Raw genomic sequence first — 16,228 nt, 5'->3', positions numbered from 1 at the left:
GATATTGAAGATATCCCAAAATATTCATGGAGAAGGGAATTAGATGGCAGACAATCAAACCGTTTCTTATAGCCATAAAAAATTAAAAAAAAGTGCTGTAAACCTGGCGGAGAGTCAGATTTCAGCAATTTACGGGACTGATGTAGTACGCGTAAAGTCTATTCTTGATGATTCCAGGAAAACATTGACTGACGCTTACCGGCTACTTTCAAGATTGGCCAAAAAAGAACAGGATCTTTCCCCGGCGGCCGAATGGTTGATTGACAATTTCTACATCATCCAGGAGCAGATTGTCCAGGTAAAAGTAGATTTCCCCCGGGAATATCAAGTGAGTATCCCCTCAATAACTGATGGAGAATTCAAGGGATTGCCCCGTGTGTATGAGCTGATACTCGATTATTTAACGTTGACCGACAATCTGCTGGATCCCGATGTTCTGGCTGTTTACCTGAAGAACTATCAAGAGGTTAACACGTTGATGATTGGGGAAATTTGGGCAATTCCGATTATGATTCGCCTGATATTGATCCAAAGGCTTGCCGAAAAAGCTTCAAGAATCATTTATCGAAAAAAGATTCGTAAAAGTGTTCAGAGTATTATCAAAAAACTGGAACAGGTTGAAAATAAAGAGCCGGGAGTAACAAGTAATCTGTTGTCAAATTGGCTCAAAGACCAGCCTAAAGAGGGTATAAATATTCAGCTTATTGAGTTATACCAGCAGTTAGAACAGGCCGGTTTACTGCTCGAGGATCAAAAGAGATGGTTCAGTTACAGGTTCAGGCAGTTAGATATGAGCCTGGAAGATGCAATGAGAATAGAAGCTCAGAAACAATCGCGAATCCAGGTGAGCATACAGAATGCCGTGATATCTCTGCGCCTTTCCTCGGAGATGGACTGGTCGGAATTTGTGGAAGAGTGCTCCATTTTAGAGCAGATATTAAGCCTCGATCCGGCCGGCATCTATAAAAAAATGGATTTTAAAACCCGCGATACCTATCGTCAAACAGTTGAAAGACTAAGCCGGCGTTGCGAACTGTCTGAGACAGAAACGGCCGAACAGGTACTTATACTCGCTGAAAAAAAATCATCGCAAAAAGAGCAAAAGAGTTCAAAGAGAGAAAACGGAGAGCTAAAAAACCATATAGGGTATTATTTAATGGGTGATGGATACTTCGAACTGGTTGATGAGGTTGGTTACAGAATGCCAATGATGGAAAGGATAGTACATTTTTTAGAGTCGCACACGGGGATGTACACACTGGCAATTGCTCTTCATACCCTGGTATTAATGCTGATTCTTTGGCTCACGATCGGTGCATTTAGTGCCTCATCTATAACCATAACCATTCTTGTAGTAATTACCTTTTTTCCTGCCCTGGATCTTTCGGTCTCTTCTGTGAATCGTTTTTTTGCATTTCTGTTGCCTCCAAGAATACTTCCTAAAATGGGATTTAAAGAGTTTATTCCGGATGAATCACGCACGATGGTTGTGGTTCCAACCCTCTTTAGTTCGGTTGAAGATGTGGTTCGGCAAGTAGAAGAGCTGGAAATAAAATCACTGGCAAATCCAGATGCGTCTATACAGTTTGCGCTGCTGTCTGATTTCAGGGATGCATCCAAAAAAGAAAGACGTGAAGATCTTGACATCATCGAAGCGGCAAAAAGCGAAATACGAAAGTTAAACAATAGCGCTCACTCTAAATTTGGTGATAAATATTTTCTTCTTCACAGGGAACGCCTTTGGAACGGGACAGAAAACTGTTGGATGGGCTGGGAGCGTAAACGCGGAAAACTCGAAGAGTTTAACAGGCTCCTGCAAAATGCAGATGAAAAAACCAGTTATCACTGGATTGAGGGTAATTTTTTTAAGTCTGTAAAAGTCAAACCTGTACGGTATGTAATAACACTGGATGCTGATACAAAACTACCACCAGACAGTGCCAGGGATCTCATAAGAACCATATCGCATCCCTTAAACAAAGCTATTTACAATTCAGAAAAGGAATGCATTACAAAGGGTTATGGTATTATTCAGCCGCGCATATCCATCCCTCCCGAATCATCAAGAAACACCTGGTTTTCAAGAATTTTTTCAGGTCATGTTGGATTGGACCCCTACTCAACTGCTGTTTCCGATATTTACCAGGATCTTGCAGGCGAAGCAGTTTTTACAGGAAAAGGAATCTACGATGCAGAGGCATTTCACAAAGTTCTTGACCGGCGCTTCCCGGAGAACAGGATTTTATCGCATGATTTGATAGAGAGTACCTACCTGCGGGCGGGGCTGGCTACAGATATTGAATTGTTTGACGACTACCCGTCAACATATATTAGTTTCAGTAAAAGAAATCACAGGTGGATCCGGGGAGACTGGCAAATTGCAGCCTGGTTGTTTTCTAAAGTTCCGGGTAAAAATGGGCAGAAAGAGAATCCCATCAATCAATTATCGAAGTGGAAAATTTTTGACAATCTACGCCGGTCGCTCAATCCATTCTTTCTAACATTGTTCTTTTTAGCCGGTTGGTTCTGGTTACCGGGTTCTGCATGGGTCTGGACACTTGCTGCATTCGGAATCCTGGCATTTCCTATATATGTGAGCCTCTCTGCTGATATTGTGAACCGTCCTGCCCGCGTTCAGTGGAAGCTCTACATTGTTAAAGTGAAAGCAAATCTAAAAATTAACTCTCTTCAGGCAATCAGTACGCTCATCATACTGCCTCACCAGGCCATTCTTAACCTTGATGCCATAGCCCGAACTCTGTACAGGCTATACATTTCAAAAAAATCGTTGTTAGAATGGACATCAGCTCTTCAGACTGAGCAGATGAGCAGGTTTTCCTTGTTAAGTTATATGCGAATGATGATTGTTCCTGTTCTGCTGGGGCTGGGGATTCTAATAATACCGATCTATACGCAAATGACGCACTTGTGGGTAGCGTTACCATTTTTTGTGCTATGGTCAGGATCGCCCATTATTTTGAAAAAAATGAGCGAACCCATCAAATTAAAAACAGAGAGCCTGGACAAACCAGACCAGGAGATTTTAGAACAGTATGCACGGCAGACATGGTTCTATTTTGAGCGTTTTGTAAATGAAGAACATTCATGGCTGCCTCCCGATAATTACCAGGAAGATCCGCCGCTTCCGGCTGCTGCCCGCACCTCTCCCACGAATATAGGACTGGCATTAGGATCTGTGGTAGTGGCTTATAATATGGGATTTATCACATATACCGAGTTTTTAGAGAGAATCAGGAATACTCTTCACTCCATGAAAAAACTTGAGCTGCACCGGGGGAACTTTTACAATTGGTACGATACAAAACTTGGAGAGATACTAAGTCCAAAATATATATCTACCGTAGATTCAGGGAATCTTGCCGCGTGTTTAATAGTCGTGAAGGAAGCGATTAAAGAGTCAATGACAACTCCCGGCTTTAATAAAAAATATCTCGAGGGATTACAGATCACAATCCGTACGGTGCGGGAAATTCTAAATGAATATTGGGAAAAGGGAATTCTGCCTGAGGATTGTCATGAGAACGTAAATGAGCACACGTCAGAGATCCTGAAGATGCTTGCTAATGGTGAAGATTTATCCCTTGCTGAATCCTATGAACTGGTAAAGGAATGTAAGAAGTATGCCAAAGAAATGTGCTCTATCGATTTGATGTCGTTACGAAATCGTTTGGGCGACAAAGTTTTGAATGACCTGATATTCTGGATGGAGAGCCCTCTCCGGCAAATGGAGAAAATTATCGAAGAGTACAGGGGACTTTTGAAGGTAGATCTGCCGAATTTAAATCAATTCTCGCCTTCTGAGCTCAGTAAAAAGATCAAGCATCTTGGAAATGAACCGAAAAAGAAAACTCTTGTAAAACGATGGCAAAAACAGGCCGGAGAGATCATTTCAAGTAGTGAGAGATTCGTTCATAATATGGATTTCTCATTTCTCTATCAGAAAAAAAGAGGATTGTTTTATGTAGGGTATAATGTGGAGAAAGCCCAGCCAGATAAAGCGACTTATGATCTGCTGGCAAGTGAAGCACGAATTGCATCGTACATTGCAATAGCAAAAGCAGATATTCCGGTGAAGCATTGGTTCAGGTTGAGCCGCCGGCTGACGAGTCTGAATCAGCAGGAAATTTTACTTTCCTGGGGTGGCACTATGTTTGAATATTTAATGCCATTGCTCTTCATGCGCTCCTATCCCGAAACATTGATTTCACACACCTACCACAATGTGATAGAGTGGCAGCGGGAATATGGAAATAAAAGAGGCCGCCCCTGGGGATTTTCCGAAAGTGCTTACAGTTTTCTGAACCTGGATATGCATTATCAATACAGGGCGTTTGGAGCTCCGGGACTCGGGCTAAAACGTGGATTAGCCGATGCATACGTAGTTGCACCTTACGCTTCCGTTTTGGCAATGATGATAGACCCAAAAGCATCTTTTAAGAACTTGCAGGAACTCGAAAAAATCGGGGCAAAAGGCTTGTTTGGTTTTTACGATGCTGTAGATTTCACCACTTCTCATCTTCAGGAGGGTCAGGCTTACAATGTGGTTAAAACATATATGGTGCATCATCAAGGGATGAGCTTGCTGGCCATAGAAAATCTGTTAAATAACTGGTCTGTGAACCGTTATTTCCATTCAGATGCCTACATCAGGTCTTGTGAACTTATTTTGCAGGAGAAAATACCCAGGGGAGTGCCCATTAAAGAACCGCACCCAATTGATGTTGAACTGGAGCCCGGAGAAAGAGAATCTGTACAGGATATTGTGGAGCATGCAGGAATTGAAGAGCTGGATCAGAGTCCGCCAAGATTGCAACTGCTCTCCAATGGCAGTTTCTCAACATTTGTAACTCATGCCGGTACGGGGATGGCTAAAAAGAACGGTATCTCTCTGAATAATTGGATTTCAGATCCTACGGAAGATCCGCTGGGCGTGTTTGTTTATGTGAAAGATTTGGAAACCGGCAAGTTTTGGTCGGCCATGCACCAGCCCGTGAGAGTAAAACCGGATCGTTACGACACCTGGTTTCACAATGGGAAGTTGGTAACATCAAGAGTGGATAACTGGATCGAAACGACAACGGAGATCAGCGTAGCCCCGGATGATCCTATTGAGCTGCGAAAGATTACACTAACCAATTATTCTCAAGAACCAAGAAAAATTGAACTGACCAGCTACGCCGAAGTTGTTTTAAATGATTATGAACATCATAAATCTCATCCTGCATTTTCCAAGTTATTTATTCAAACGGACTTTCTGCCGGAAGAACATTCGCTGATTGTTAAACGACGCCCCAGAAGTGACAAAGAAAGCGAAAAATGGATGGTACACAGTTTTGCAACTTTGTATTCCGACGACTCCGAACCATTGCAGTATGAAACAGATCGGGCCGTTTTTCTTGGAAGAGGAAGATCGTTGAGCCATCCGGCTGCCATGGACGAAAATGGAACGCTACATGGAACACTTGGAAATATTTCAGACCCGATTGTAAGCCTTCGCAAATCATTTGTAATTAAATCCGGAGAGAAAGTTGAATGTACATTTGGGTTGGGATATGCTGAAAGCCGCGAAGATGCCGTTCAGCTTGCCGATATGTACGACAATCAATATGCTGTGAATAGAGCGATAGATATGGCTTCCGTCTACAGCCTTGTTGAGTTAAATCATATTGGGCTCAATGCCAGGCAAGCACACTATTTTCAAAAACTAAAATCGTTTCTGTTATATGCCGATGAACAACTGCGGATAAATTTTAACACGTTAAAAGAGAACCGGAAAAAACAGCAGGATTTGTGGGCTTACGGAATTTCCGGAGATCTGCCATTGGTCATTTTCAGGCTTGATGAGACCGATCAGATAAAACATGTTCGGCTTCTCCTGAAGGCACATACATTCTGGAGAATGAAGGGGCTGGACACTGAAATGCTCTTTTTAAATGACCATCCGCCAAGTTATGCCGACGAAGTTCAGGAAGCTATTCAAACAGCCTGTGAATCCTCGATGGCACGGGATATGATAAATAAACGGGGAGGTATTTTCTTCCGCCGAACCGACCAGATTCCTTCGGCCGACCTTACGCTTCTATTGAGTGTAGCTCATGTTATACTGAATAATAAACTGCATGATTTACCACAGAAAGGAAGTGATATGGACGTTCAATCTTGGAATCATGATCAGAATACAGCGCCATATAAGCCCTCTCAGTTTAACACTGGAGAACGCAATGGCTGATCAAGTTGAAGGCGAAAGCAAAGGGCTTCAGTTCTTTAACGGTTATGGTGGTTTTTCGGAGGATGGAGATGAATATCGAATTATTGTTAAACGAGATCGTGAAACAGGTGAGCTTTTATTACCACCCTCACCATGGATAAATGTTATTTCCAACCGGGATTTTGGATTTATGACAACCGAACGGGGTGCCGGTTATACATGGAGTGAAAATAGCAGGGAGAATAAATTGACCACATGGTCGAATGACCCGGTGAAAGATCCCCATTCCGAAGCATTTTACATCCGCGATGAAGACCGAAAAGAGTACTGGTCGCCCACACCCGGCCCCGTTCCCGGTAACGGAATATATACCGTTTCACACGGATTTGGATATACACGGTTCGGGCACAGTTCGGCAGAGATCAAACAAGAGTTGCTGCAATTTGTTGCGAAAGATGATCCGGTGAAAATTTCAAAGCTCACGCTTACCAATTTGGGTAATGAAACACGCAGATTGTCTGTATTTCATTATTTGGAAACAGTGCTTGGAGTAGATCGGGCAAGTTCTTCGAGATTTGTAATTCCCGATCTTGTGGATGATGAACAGATCTTGCTTTTGCAAAATCATTATAACAATGAATTCTCCGACCGGGTGATGTTTGCTTCAATGGGGCCAGGGGCAGGTAAGGATTCGTTTTTCTATACAACAAGCCGCGAGGAGTTTATTGGGAGAAATCGTGACCTCAGTTCGCCGGTTGCTCTAAAATTTTATAATTCATTAAAGAATAAAATGGTTGAAGGTGAAGACCCGTGCATCGCTCTTCAAAAGGTTGTAACTATTGATCCCGGAGAAACTGCTGAACTGGTTTTTTTGGATGGAGAGACAACAAGTCGCAAAGCTGCAGTTAAACTGGTAAACAGATTTAGAAAACCAAAAAATGCGGGTGAAGAGTTTAAAAATATTCAGCAATATTGGTCCTCGAAACTATCTCGTATTCAAGTAAAAACGCCGGACAAATCACTGGATCTTTTAGTGAATGGATGGCTGATGTATCAGAATCTATCGAGCAGGATGTGGGCACGAACGGCATATTACCAGGCAGGAGGAGCGTATGGTTTCAGGGATCAGCTCCAGGATTCAATGGCAGCTCTTTTTGTGGATGAGAAGATGGTTCGTGATCAGATCTTACTTCATGCAAAACACCAGTTTCCGCAAGGCGATGTTTTACATTGGTGGCATCCGCCCACAGGGCGCGGAGTGCGTACAAAAATTACAGACGATCGGCTGTGGCTGCCATTTGTGACTCATTATTACCTGAAAATTACGGATGATTGGCCTCTCCTGGACGAGCAGATACCATACATTCAGGCAAGAGCACTTGAGGAACATGAACATGAAGCATACCTGCAGCCGGAAATATCACGTACTAAAGAATCATTGTATGAACACTGTTGTAAAGCGATAGAAATATCACTGAAATTTGGCAAACATGAACTACCGCTGATAGGTACCGGAGACTGGAATGACGGGATGAATCTTGTCGGGGAAAAAGGAGAAGGTGAAAGTGTTTGGCTTGGGTTCTTCCTCTACAAAATATTGGTCGATTTTGAAGAGATCTGTAAAAAAATGGATGATCCGGATCGGGCGATGAGATACCGTGACGAGGCCGCAAAACTGAAGAAGAATTTGAATACCACCGGCTGGGACGGAGACTGGTATTTGCGTGCGTTTTATGATGACGGTTCGCCGCTTGGATCAGCCCAAAATAAGGAGTGTTCCATAGATGCGATTTCCCAGGCGTGGTCTATCCTGTCGGGTGTGGCTTCCAGGGAAAGGAGAGTACAGGTGTTGAAAGCTATAAAAGAACATCTCATATCAGAAAAAGATGGAATTATAAAACTGCTGACACCACCGTTTGACAGGACAGAAAAAGATCCGGGATACATTAAAGGTTATATACCCGGTGTTCGTGAAAATGGCGGACAATATACACATGGTGCTCTATGGGTGGTTCGGGCATTTGCAGAAAGTGACCGGGGGGATGAAGCGATGCGCTATTTTTCAATGATCAATCCAATAAATCATGCTTTGGACCGGGATGCCGCAGAGAACTACAAAGTTGAACCATATGTGGTAGCTGCAGATGTGTATGGTGAGCCGCCATTGACCGGCCGCGGGGGTTGGAGCTGGTATACCGGATCAGCAGGCTGGATGTATCGTGTAGCCCTGGAATCCATATTAGGATACCGGCCCGGCAAGGATTTTATTGAGCTAAACCCGGTAATTCCGTCTGATTGGGATGAGTTTGAAATAACTATTACGCTGGATGACAATGAGACTACTTGTCACATCATTGTCAAAAATCCGGAGTCTGTTGAAACAGGAAAACTATACGGAGAGATAAATGGCGAACCGATTGGAAAGCAAGAGAAACCGTTAAAGATTCCTCTCAATAAAGATGGTTGTCAACACGAGATTATACTGAGTATGAAAAAGGAGTAACCGGGTATCTGTTTAGCGTCCTGGCAGAGTGCGATAGCTCCTGCCAGAGTCGCGTGGATCGGTTTTCGAGGGAAATCTGACAGGATCCCGACAAGCCTGTCGGGAGCTCTGTCAGGTTGTTTGACTCAAACCGCTAAACATGTACGTAACCGGCAGCATGTTGTAAAAGCATGTGCATTATGGTGTAGTGGAAAACACTACATCGATTCTTAACTATAGATTACTAATCATTCAATAGTTTGCATACGGACAGGTTCAATGGAAGCTGATATTTTACATACAAATCAAACATTAAAATCCGGAAAGATGTCAGCCAATTCTCATCATATAAACGTAATGATTGTTGCTCCGAGTGTTTTGGTTAGACAAATGCTGTCGCGGATTCTGAAGGGTGAACGCAACATTTCTGACCTGTACGCAATGGGCAATTCCGAAAACGATACTACGCTTTTGGAAATTGAAAAAAGGAGTCCGGACTTGTTGTTTTTGAGCTTGGATTCAGTTCATTCAAGAGAAATTTGGCTGCTGAAAAGCATCATCAACATGCATCCCGAAATTCCGGTTGTACTGTTGACTCCTTTAAATTCTCAAGGCGCACAGGCAGCACTTTTTGGTTTAAAAATGGGAGCTCTTGATTATATCACCATACCCGAAAATAACCATGGAGTTGTGCTTGCAGAGAGACATTTCAGAAAGAGAATAGTGCCTTTAATAAAGGCTTTACCAAAAATAAATATGCGGGCCGGTATCGGGAATCAAATATTTCTTTCACAAACTTCGAGTGTAAGCACACAAAGTAAATCAACACAAAAAGGGCCATTTGAGTTAATTGTTATAAGCGGTTGTTTGGGGGGCGTTCAGTCACTCTATGAACTGCTTTCTTCACTGAACGATCAAATTCCGGTTCCTGTCATTATCGTTCAGCATATGCCCAAAATATATACAAGGGAATTTGCGGCAGATCTTGATTTGATAACTCCGCTTAATGTCAGGGAGGCGGAACAAAACAGTATTTTATTGCCGGGACAGGTATATGTGGCTCCCGGTGGTTTTCATACAGTTATAAAAAACAGAGGCAGAAGACAGGTAATAAATAAGCACAGAGGCCCCAGGGAGATGAAATTCAGGCCGTCAATTGATGTTCTTTTGAAATCGGCTGTAAATTTTTATCAGGGCCGTGTTTTGGGAGTGTTTTTATCCGGAGGAGGGGAAGACGGCGTTCGCGGAGCGGAGAAACTTCTGGCGGCCGGTGGAGAAGTTTTGTTGGAAAGTGGAAAAAGTTCAAGGATTTGGGATCTGCCGGGGAATGTGCAATCCATAGACAGTTCTATTCCACAATATCACAGCCATCAACTGGGCAGAGAAATCTTAAAACGGATCATGAGGCCAAAGAAGTCTGCAAAAACCGCTGTTCATTCAAAAGTCCCCAATCATTAAAAGAGAAGATTTGATATCACAGTATTGAGGAAGAGAAAATTAAAGAGAACAAGATGGAGGTAAGGCGATGATTAAACGAATAGTAGTAGCACTCGATCCCGATCAGGATACACCCATAGCAACCCGTTATGCCATTCGTTTGGCAAAAAGATTTGATGCCAGTCTCACGGGTTTAGCTGTTGTGGATACATCCAATATTCAGCCTGTGATTGGTGTTGGCAGTTCCGGAACGGAGATGTATGGACACTATATTTGGGAGGAATTGACCGAGGAAACCCGAGAAGTAGCCAAAGAATTGTTAGACTCATTTAGCAATGCTGTTCAGAAAGCTGATGTAAAACACCGGAATGTAACCCGGCATGGAGCATCTTTTGAGATGATTGTTGAAGAGATGAAATATCACGATCTGCTGGTTGTAGGCAGAGATTCTCATTTTTTCTATAATGAACCCGACATGGATACCAAAACACTTGCCAATGTTGTAAAAAATGGTGTGGCACCAACCCTGGTTGTAACGGATACCTATCATGATGTGGAAAGGTTAATGGTTGCCTTCGACGGTAGTTCGCCTGCCGCAAGATCTCTGCAGGCTTTTGTTCATCTGTTACCATACGGAAGCGACCTGGACATTGAGCTTGTCAATGTTCCCAAAAGTAATTCCAGTGAAGATGCAGGTGAAGCATCAGTGGTTTTGAGTCAGGCAGAGAGTTTCCTGAAAGAACATCATTTTAGCTATATAACCAAAGTGGTTTTGGATCACGGAGATGTAGGGAAACGCTTACTCGAGAGACAGATGAGCAAGAAGCCGGATTTGGTTGTGATGGGTGCGCATTCAGTTTCGGCACTCAGGAGAGCAACCTTTGGTTCAACAACTCACTTTATGATTACAAAAAGCGAAGGTCCGCTTTTTCTGAGTCCATAGATGGGATGCTTACTGTTTGTATAGCCTTAATTTTGGCTTTTTCGTGGGGGGTTAAGAGTGAATCCGCCCTGAATTACCGGGGCGGATTTTTTTAGTGCGCCCGACATGGCACAGAATCTCCTTCCCTTCCATTCAACCCCATATTGCTGGGCGAGACGTTCATACACTTTTTTGATTCGTTTCCCTTCAATTCCCCGGAGTGAAGCAATATCACGGGCATAATCAGGCAGAGGTTCACCGAATCGGTAGGCATACATTTTTCGCACGACGTCAATCCGTGTCTTTTCATCACTCCATAAAAGAGCCTGTTTTCTTGCAAGTGCAGAACGGTCTGGTCCAAAAGGCATGCTGAAAGCGTATAATCGTATGCCTTTTGAACCTACGGCAAGTACTCCTGTTTGCTGACGAGCAAGTAACCGAAGAGCATCGTGACTGATTACCGTGCCGGGCCCGAGTAACAAACTTGATATCTGCTGAAATGGGATCTCATAAGCTCCGGCATCCAGTTTATCATTGCCGGCGGTGGTAAACACAAGATTTCCATCTTCAACTGCCAGCCTTCCTCTCTCCAGCCACAGCAATCCGTGCCTGTCTGCGTGAGGAACACGCGCTGTTTCCAGACCAAGTCTGCCCTTAAGTACCATATTGATATCTTGTTATGATGAGGAGATTATCTCGTTGAGGTGTGTGCTTATTACTGAATTCATCCAAAAACTCAGAAATGGTTTTGATTTCTGTTTCACCAATTTTTCCAATAGCAGCAAGTCATAATTGCCAGTTAACAGATAGTCATTTTTTAAACAGATATCTACGCGATTTCTATAAACTTACCGGGTACATGGGCTTTGATAACCGAAGGTAACTTCTTGACCAATGGCAATAAATCTTCATATGTATTGGTTCTGGCTTTCAGAAGTACAACCTGAATCGATGAAGATCGGATAGGTTGTTGAAAGCTGAGGTTTTTGTCACTGGTTATAAAAACATCAAACTCTTTCTCAGCAACAGACAATAACTTTCCATTCGATAAACTTGCCCATCCCATGTCGGGAGTTGTTTGTACAAAAAAGGTCGAATCTAACTCTTCAACTCTGTACTTTAATTTTTTTGGCAGGCATTCATCCAGCAAAATGTTAATCATTGTGGCTGAAGAAGTTGATCTTTAAACTTTTCAAGCACCTGAACAGCTTGGTGTCTGGTTACCGTGGGAAAATCCTCCAGAAATTCATTAAGGGAATGCCCGGCTTCCAGATATTCCAAAAAGGTGCTAACAGGAACACGTGTACCCTTAAAAACAGGTGTGCCACCAAGAATGTCTTTACGCCTTTCGATAAGATTACTATAGGAAGCCATTCTAATGGAAGAAAAGTTATTGTTGATTGAGTAATATAGGCAACGACCGGGCGACTTGGAAATTTTACAATCCCAAGGTTTATGTATTGCGAAAGTTTCTAAACGCCTCAATATATCGTAACCATTTATGCCCTTCGGATTTTCAGCATCCCAAACCCAAAACTTTTATGGCGGCCGATGCCGCTGTACAACAACTCTTTAAATTCTTCACCATTTCGTATTTTCAGAGTACCGGTGAAGGTTACGTCCGGACGTTGAATGATTTTTACTTTTCGATTCTGCTGGTGATTTCTGCGAGACATTCGCTCAATGGAAAACCGCTTCACACTCAGTGAAATCAGGTCAGCGCTATGTTGTTTTTCAAAGTAATGGATCAACCACTCTTTGTATGTTTTTTCACGGTCAACTTCCACTGTTTTATCGTCAATTTCCCAGACTTTGGATAGAAATACATCAAGTTCTTGTCCTTTTCGCCATTTAGGACCATCGGATGCTTTTCTCACTACTGGACAAACCCTTAGCTCAAATCCCAGTTCCATTCCATCCGGAAATTCGGCGGGCATTGGTTTAGAAGCCATCCGTTCCCAGTCCACAATCTCATAGATCGTTGGACTGGCAAAACCTTTGGCAAGATTTTGCAGGGTTTCCCAATCCAGTTCGGAATAGCATAATACCCGAATCGCCTGCCCATTATAATCTGCAATCTGCCTGTGATGGTCTTCCACGCTAAACGGTTTGGGAGCCTGATCCTGAAACAGCTCAGAAAGCGCACAGTGCACAAGGTAGTTATTCCCCACCTTTTTCAGCGGCAGATGCAGCATGCGTCCCAATTGCATGAGCTGCCGGGAATCGAGCCACATCTGTATCATATAATTTGTTTTTGTTTGAATCTCACTCATGGAATCACTCTTCTGTTTGAATTTCAATTTCGCCCCGGGCAATCCACCGTTCACCCACATGGATTTGATTTTGCCAGTCGCGCCGATCTGTAACAGGTTCTTCGAAATCTGCTTTGGGCTGTCTTTCATTTTCATCTAAAGGCCACCAGGCGGGAAACCGGTACTCGTTGATCCGCCCGCTTAGAAAGTGGTGCCTTTTGCAAAGCTTCCGTCAGGGATTCGCACTCCATTTTATTGACAAAACCGAGAGTGGCCGGCAGACAGGTTTTACGTCCGATAAAAAGCGGTCGTTCCGGGTATTGAAGGGCTTGTTGCAGATCTTCAATGGTTGGTTTTTCATCTGCAGGTTGAAGGGTTACGGCAACGGTGTGAATGGAATCTGCCCGGTAATCCCGAAGACGAATATGGGTTCCTTTACTGGAAGAACCTCCTTTTCGTTTATCCAGCCAGCCCTCAGTTGTCCAGGCATTATGATCCAGCATAAACTCCTGGGAAAGATCTACGGTTTGATAATCCTGAATCTGCTGTCCTGCCCGATCTTGCCGAGATGCGTATCTCAACCGTTTTTGGAGGGCCTCGAGTTTTCCAAAATCGCTGTGATCATACCCAAATGCATTCCCCAGCATTCCTGCAAGCATCGATAGTGCAGGATAGGGCTGTACTTTACCATGACGGTCAATGATAGGAGCTCCAAAACTCATTAAGGGAGCATCTAACCGAAGGATAAGGATATCCATCTATACTCTTTTTATTTGATTTGCAGCCCAGTCAGCTATTTCTGGTACAGAGGTTACACCATCCAATTCCAATATTTTCTAAAGAGTCTCCTTAGGACCGGTTGCAGCTAATTTTCGTTCTGTACTGTTTCCGTACATTTCATCCATATCTTTGATATATGAACCGAGTGCATGGTAACTATTCGCTAATACTCCGTTGCTGTTTTTGGAAACGGGTTGTTGAAATGCATTCGCCAGAGTTCGCGGCTGAGAAGTTCCAGTTTCAACCATGAGGCATTGGGCATAGGAATAAGGAGCTGTTGAACCCAATTTTGCACCGGGAGATACGGTAGCAACGATTTTAATCAGGCGGTTCACCACTTCCGCAGCCATCGACTTGTCAACACTCTTCCACTCATTTCTCTCAACACCTTCCAGGTTTGAGATCAGAAGCGGGATATCCACAACAACGTAATTGTAGAAAAGTCCACTTGAAAGTTCTGTACTGTCCTAATGTGTCCGGCCCCCAATTCTCCACTTCTCTTCCGGCTCATCCGGCGGAGTTCATCCACGGCTGCAAGAGTAGTCGCTTTCGCTCTCTTCTTAGTGCGTGGTAAACGCATGGGCAACATGAATTGCAGCATCACCGCGGGCAAGAATATCACTGGTTACCATTCGACCGAACATAGCCGCATCAAGCCCCGATGCCGATTTCAGACCTTTTAGATTCTTCTTCAGATCACCTTTGTTAAAATCTCTCATTAAATCTGCGGCTTCGGAAACAACCTCTTTGTCCGCCACTTCATCATTTTCCCAAAAAACCGAATATTCATCTTTTAACTCATCGATTTTGCGATTTAACAAGCTCACGTAAATAACGCATCTCTGGTTCACCAAATATGGTAATCTGGCTTGTTTCCAGCTCTTCCCAAGGATCATCATCTTCACCGGGATTAATTAGTTTTTCGATATCAGACTTACTTGCTTTTTTACCACTTAACAAAAACTCTTTAAGCGCACCTGTTCCGGCCCGAACCAAGGGTTCCGGGTATCCCTCATCAATTAAGGGTTGTGCCAGTTTTCGCTGAAAGGTTTCCCTGGAGCGAAATGTTTTTTCAAACTCATCGATATCATGTAGGGCATTTTCTCCCTGGAAATTACGCCAGTGGTATTTCAGGCATTGCGAGGAGACACGGGTACGTGTGGCACCACCCGAATGGTAACCTTTTTGCAAAACCGGCATCATCGCGGTTTAAAAGGGTTCCGGGTAAGAGGTCAGTGTGTAGAAATTGAAGAAATTTTGGTTGGCTCATAATGGTGGTTTGATTAATTGAAAGTTTACTTTTGAAATTTATTTTGCTTCCTGTTCTTGCTTGTAGATTTTGGAATAGTAATCGCGCGAGATGGACAGGCGTATCTTTTCCCCGGCCTCTCCGCTTTGATAAAACAGCAACCGGGCAACATCGGTCCAGTTTGCCTCCTGGTTTTTCCCCGCTAAAAACTGTGCAACACGTCTAAGGTGGGTTTCAAGAGTTTCATCCGTTGCTCTCATCAGTTGAACAAACCGCAACTCGGACCATCCCGCCTCGGCAAGTGCTTCACCCAGGGATAGGTTATAATTGTGAAGTCCGGCACAATGCGCCATTCCCATGAAAAGCGTGGCCCACCGGCGCTCCCACCGCTCCTGCCGAATCCAGCCCGGAGAGTGATCCAAATCCTGCATTAGCAATAGCCGCCACAGGGCAGGAGTAAAGGGCTGATCAGGAGATATACGGCGAAGATCTGCCATCTCCCCGGTCGAGAGGGCTCCATCTTGTTGCATCATAGCTGATACCTTGCCGACGATTTTTCCATACTCGATTCGATTACTCGATTCCTGTTTCATTTCATTGGTCTCCGTGTTGATTTCAGTACTCATAACTGTTCCTAAAATTACTGGTTGGCTGTTTCTTGTTTTCCGGCGTATTCAAATATTCTGCGTACCTGTCCATAAAACATGGAGCGGGCTTTGCTGACGGCCCGGAGCCGCCGAAGCTGGGCAATGGGAGTGCTTCGCTTCCGCTTCCTTAAATATTTTTTCCGCTTCTTCGAGCAAAATCTCTTCCCATTGCTGTTTTGCCTCTTCGGATTCCATATTAACTGAAGCCCAAAGTGATTCAAAAAACCGTC

The 16,228-nt window shown here is 43.7% G+C and carries 12 protein-coding genes and 1 pseudogene; 4 read left to right on the top strand and 9 right to left on the bottom strand.

Annotation, left to right across the window (positions count from 1 at the left end):
• The first annotated feature begins 43 nt into the window (after positions 1-43).
• The 4 genes from U5K72_02275 (at position 44) to U5K72_02260 (ending at position 11,091) form a co-directional block, all read left to right on the top strand.
• Positions 44-6,250, top strand: a complete 6,207-nt coding sequence (locus U5K72_02275) for a glucoamylase family protein (protein MDZ7717630.1) — start codon at positions 44-46, stop codon at positions 6,248-6,250.
• Complete coding sequence (locus tag U5K72_02270) at positions 6,243-8,732, top strand: hypothetical protein (GenBank protein MDZ7717629.1); 2,490 nt, start codon at positions 6,243-6,245, stop codon at positions 8,730-8,732. The genes U5K72_02275 and U5K72_02270 overlap by 8 nt, the downstream gene beginning before the upstream one ends.
• 306 nt (positions 8,733-9,038) lie before the next feature.
• Positions 9,039-10,169: a chemotaxis protein CheB gene (locus tag U5K72_02265; protein ID MDZ7717628.1), complete on the top strand. Its 1,131-nt coding sequence runs from the start codon at positions 9,039-9,041 to the stop codon at positions 10,167-10,169.
• 67 nt (positions 10,170-10,236) lie between these two features.
• Positions 10,237-11,091, top strand: a complete 855-nt coding sequence (locus tag U5K72_02260; GenBank protein ID MDZ7717627.1) for a universal stress protein — start codon at positions 10,237-10,239, stop codon at positions 11,089-11,091.
• 26 nt (positions 11,092-11,117) lie between these two features.
• On the opposite strand, the gene U5K72_02255 is transcribed toward U5K72_02260, so the two are convergent.
• The 9 genes and pseudogenes from U5K72_02255 to U5K72_02215 all read right to left on the bottom strand — a co-directional run bounded on the left by U5K72_02255 (position 11,118) and on the right by U5K72_02215 (position 16,193).
• Positions 11,118-11,735 carry a CRISPR-associated endonuclease Cas1 gene (locus U5K72_02255; GenBank protein MDZ7717626.1) on the bottom strand — a complete coding sequence of 206 codons (618 nt, stop codon included), beginning with the start codon at positions 11,733-11,735 and terminating at the stop codon, positions 11,118-11,120.
• Between the two features lie 164 nt (positions 11,736-11,899).
• Positions 11,900-12,232 carry a hypothetical protein gene (locus tag U5K72_02250; GenBank protein ID MDZ7717625.1) on the bottom strand — a complete coding sequence of 111 codons (333 nt, stop codon included), beginning with the start codon at positions 12,230-12,232 and terminating at the stop codon, positions 11,900-11,902.
• Positions 12,229-12,444: a DUF433 domain-containing protein gene (locus U5K72_02245; GenBank protein ID MDZ7717624.1), complete on the bottom strand. Its 216-nt coding sequence runs from the start codon at positions 12,442-12,444 to the stop codon at positions 12,229-12,231. The genes U5K72_02250 and U5K72_02245 overlap by 4 nt, the downstream gene beginning before the upstream one ends.
• Before the next feature lie 125 nt (positions 12,445-12,569).
• Entirely contained in the window at positions 12,570-13,472 is a 903-nt protein-coding gene (gene cas6e / locus U5K72_02240; protein MDZ7717623.1) for a type I-E CRISPR-associated protein Cas6/Cse3/CasE, read from the bottom strand.
• Between the two features lie 2 nt (positions 13,473-13,474).
• On the bottom strand, positions 13,475-14,080 hold the full coding sequence (cas5e, locus tag U5K72_02235) for a type I-E CRISPR-associated protein Cas5/CasD (protein ID MDZ7717622.1): 606 nt from the start codon (positions 14,078-14,080) through the stop codon (positions 13,475-13,477).
• A 78-nt stretch (positions 14,081-14,158) separates the two neighbouring features.
• A pseudogene (locus U5K72_02230) lies at positions 14,159-14,998 on the bottom strand (type I-E CRISPR-associated protein Cas7/Cse4/CasC).
• On the bottom strand, positions 14,901-15,293 hold the full coding sequence (locus U5K72_02225) for a type I-E CRISPR-associated protein Cas7/Cse4/CasC (protein ID MDZ7717621.1): 393 nt from the start codon (positions 15,291-15,293) through the stop codon (positions 14,901-14,903). The pseudogene U5K72_02230 and the gene U5K72_02225 overlap by 98 nt, the downstream one beginning before the upstream one ends.
• A gap of 117 nt (positions 15,294-15,410) precedes the next feature.
• A complete protein-coding gene (gene casB / locus U5K72_02220) occupies positions 15,411-15,977 on the bottom strand; it encodes a type I-E CRISPR-associated protein Cse2/CasB (GenBank protein MDZ7717620.1) in 567 nt (188 codons plus the stop codon).
• Between the two features lie 48 nt (positions 15,978-16,025).
• Positions 16,026-16,193: a hypothetical protein gene (locus tag U5K72_02215; protein MDZ7717619.1), complete on the bottom strand. Its 168-nt coding sequence runs from the start codon at positions 16,191-16,193 to the stop codon at positions 16,026-16,028.
• Positions 16,194-16,228: the final 35 nt, after the last annotated feature.

This window comes from Balneolaceae bacterium (assembly GCA_034521495.1).
Classification (GTDB): Bacteria; Bacteroidota; Rhodothermia; order Balneolales; family Balneolaceae; genus Rhodohalobacter.
This window is presented reverse-complemented; position numbering and strand designations above follow the sequence as displayed.

Bases quoted from the DNA above. Each gene is read 5' to 3' on its own strand.
- U5K72_02270 (MDZ7717629.1), top strand. From the start codon at position 6,243: ATGGCTGATCAAGTTGAAGGCGAAAGCAAAGGGCTTCAGTTCTTTAAC.
- U5K72_02215 (MDZ7717619.1), bottom strand. From the start codon at position 16,193: ATGGAATCCGAAGAGGCAAAACAGCAATGGGAAGAGATTTTGCTCGAA.
- casB (MDZ7717620.1), bottom strand. From the start codon at position 15,977: ATGAGTACTGAAATCAACACGGAGACCAATGAAATGAAACAGGAATCG.
- U5K72_02245 (MDZ7717624.1), bottom strand. From the start codon at position 12,444: ATGGCTTCCTATAGTAATCTTATCGAAAGGCGTAAAGACATTCTTGGT.
- U5K72_02275 (MDZ7717630.1), top strand. From the start codon at position 44: ATGGCAGACAATCAAACCGTTTCTTATAGCCATAAAAAATTAAAAAAA.
- U5K72_02250 (MDZ7717625.1), bottom strand. From the start codon at position 12,232: ATGATTAACATTTTGCTGGATGAATGCCTGCCAAAAAAATTAAAGTAC.
- cas5e (MDZ7717622.1), bottom strand. From the start codon at position 14,080: ATGGATATCCTTATCCTTCGGTTAGATGCTCCCTTAATGAGTTTTGGA.
- U5K72_02255 (MDZ7717626.1), bottom strand. From the start codon at position 11,735: ATGGTACTTAAGGGCAGACTTGGTCTGGAAACAGCGCGTGTTCCTCAC.
- U5K72_02260 (MDZ7717627.1), top strand. From the start codon at position 10,237: ATGATTAAACGAATAGTAGTAGCACTCGATCCCGATCAGGATACACCC.
- U5K72_02265 (MDZ7717628.1), top strand. From the start codon at position 9,039: ATGTCAGCCAATTCTCATCATATAAACGTAATGATTGTTGCTCCGAGT.
- cas6e (MDZ7717623.1), bottom strand. From the start codon at position 13,472: ATGAAAGACAGCCCAAAGCAGATTTCGAAGAACCTGTTACAGATCGGC.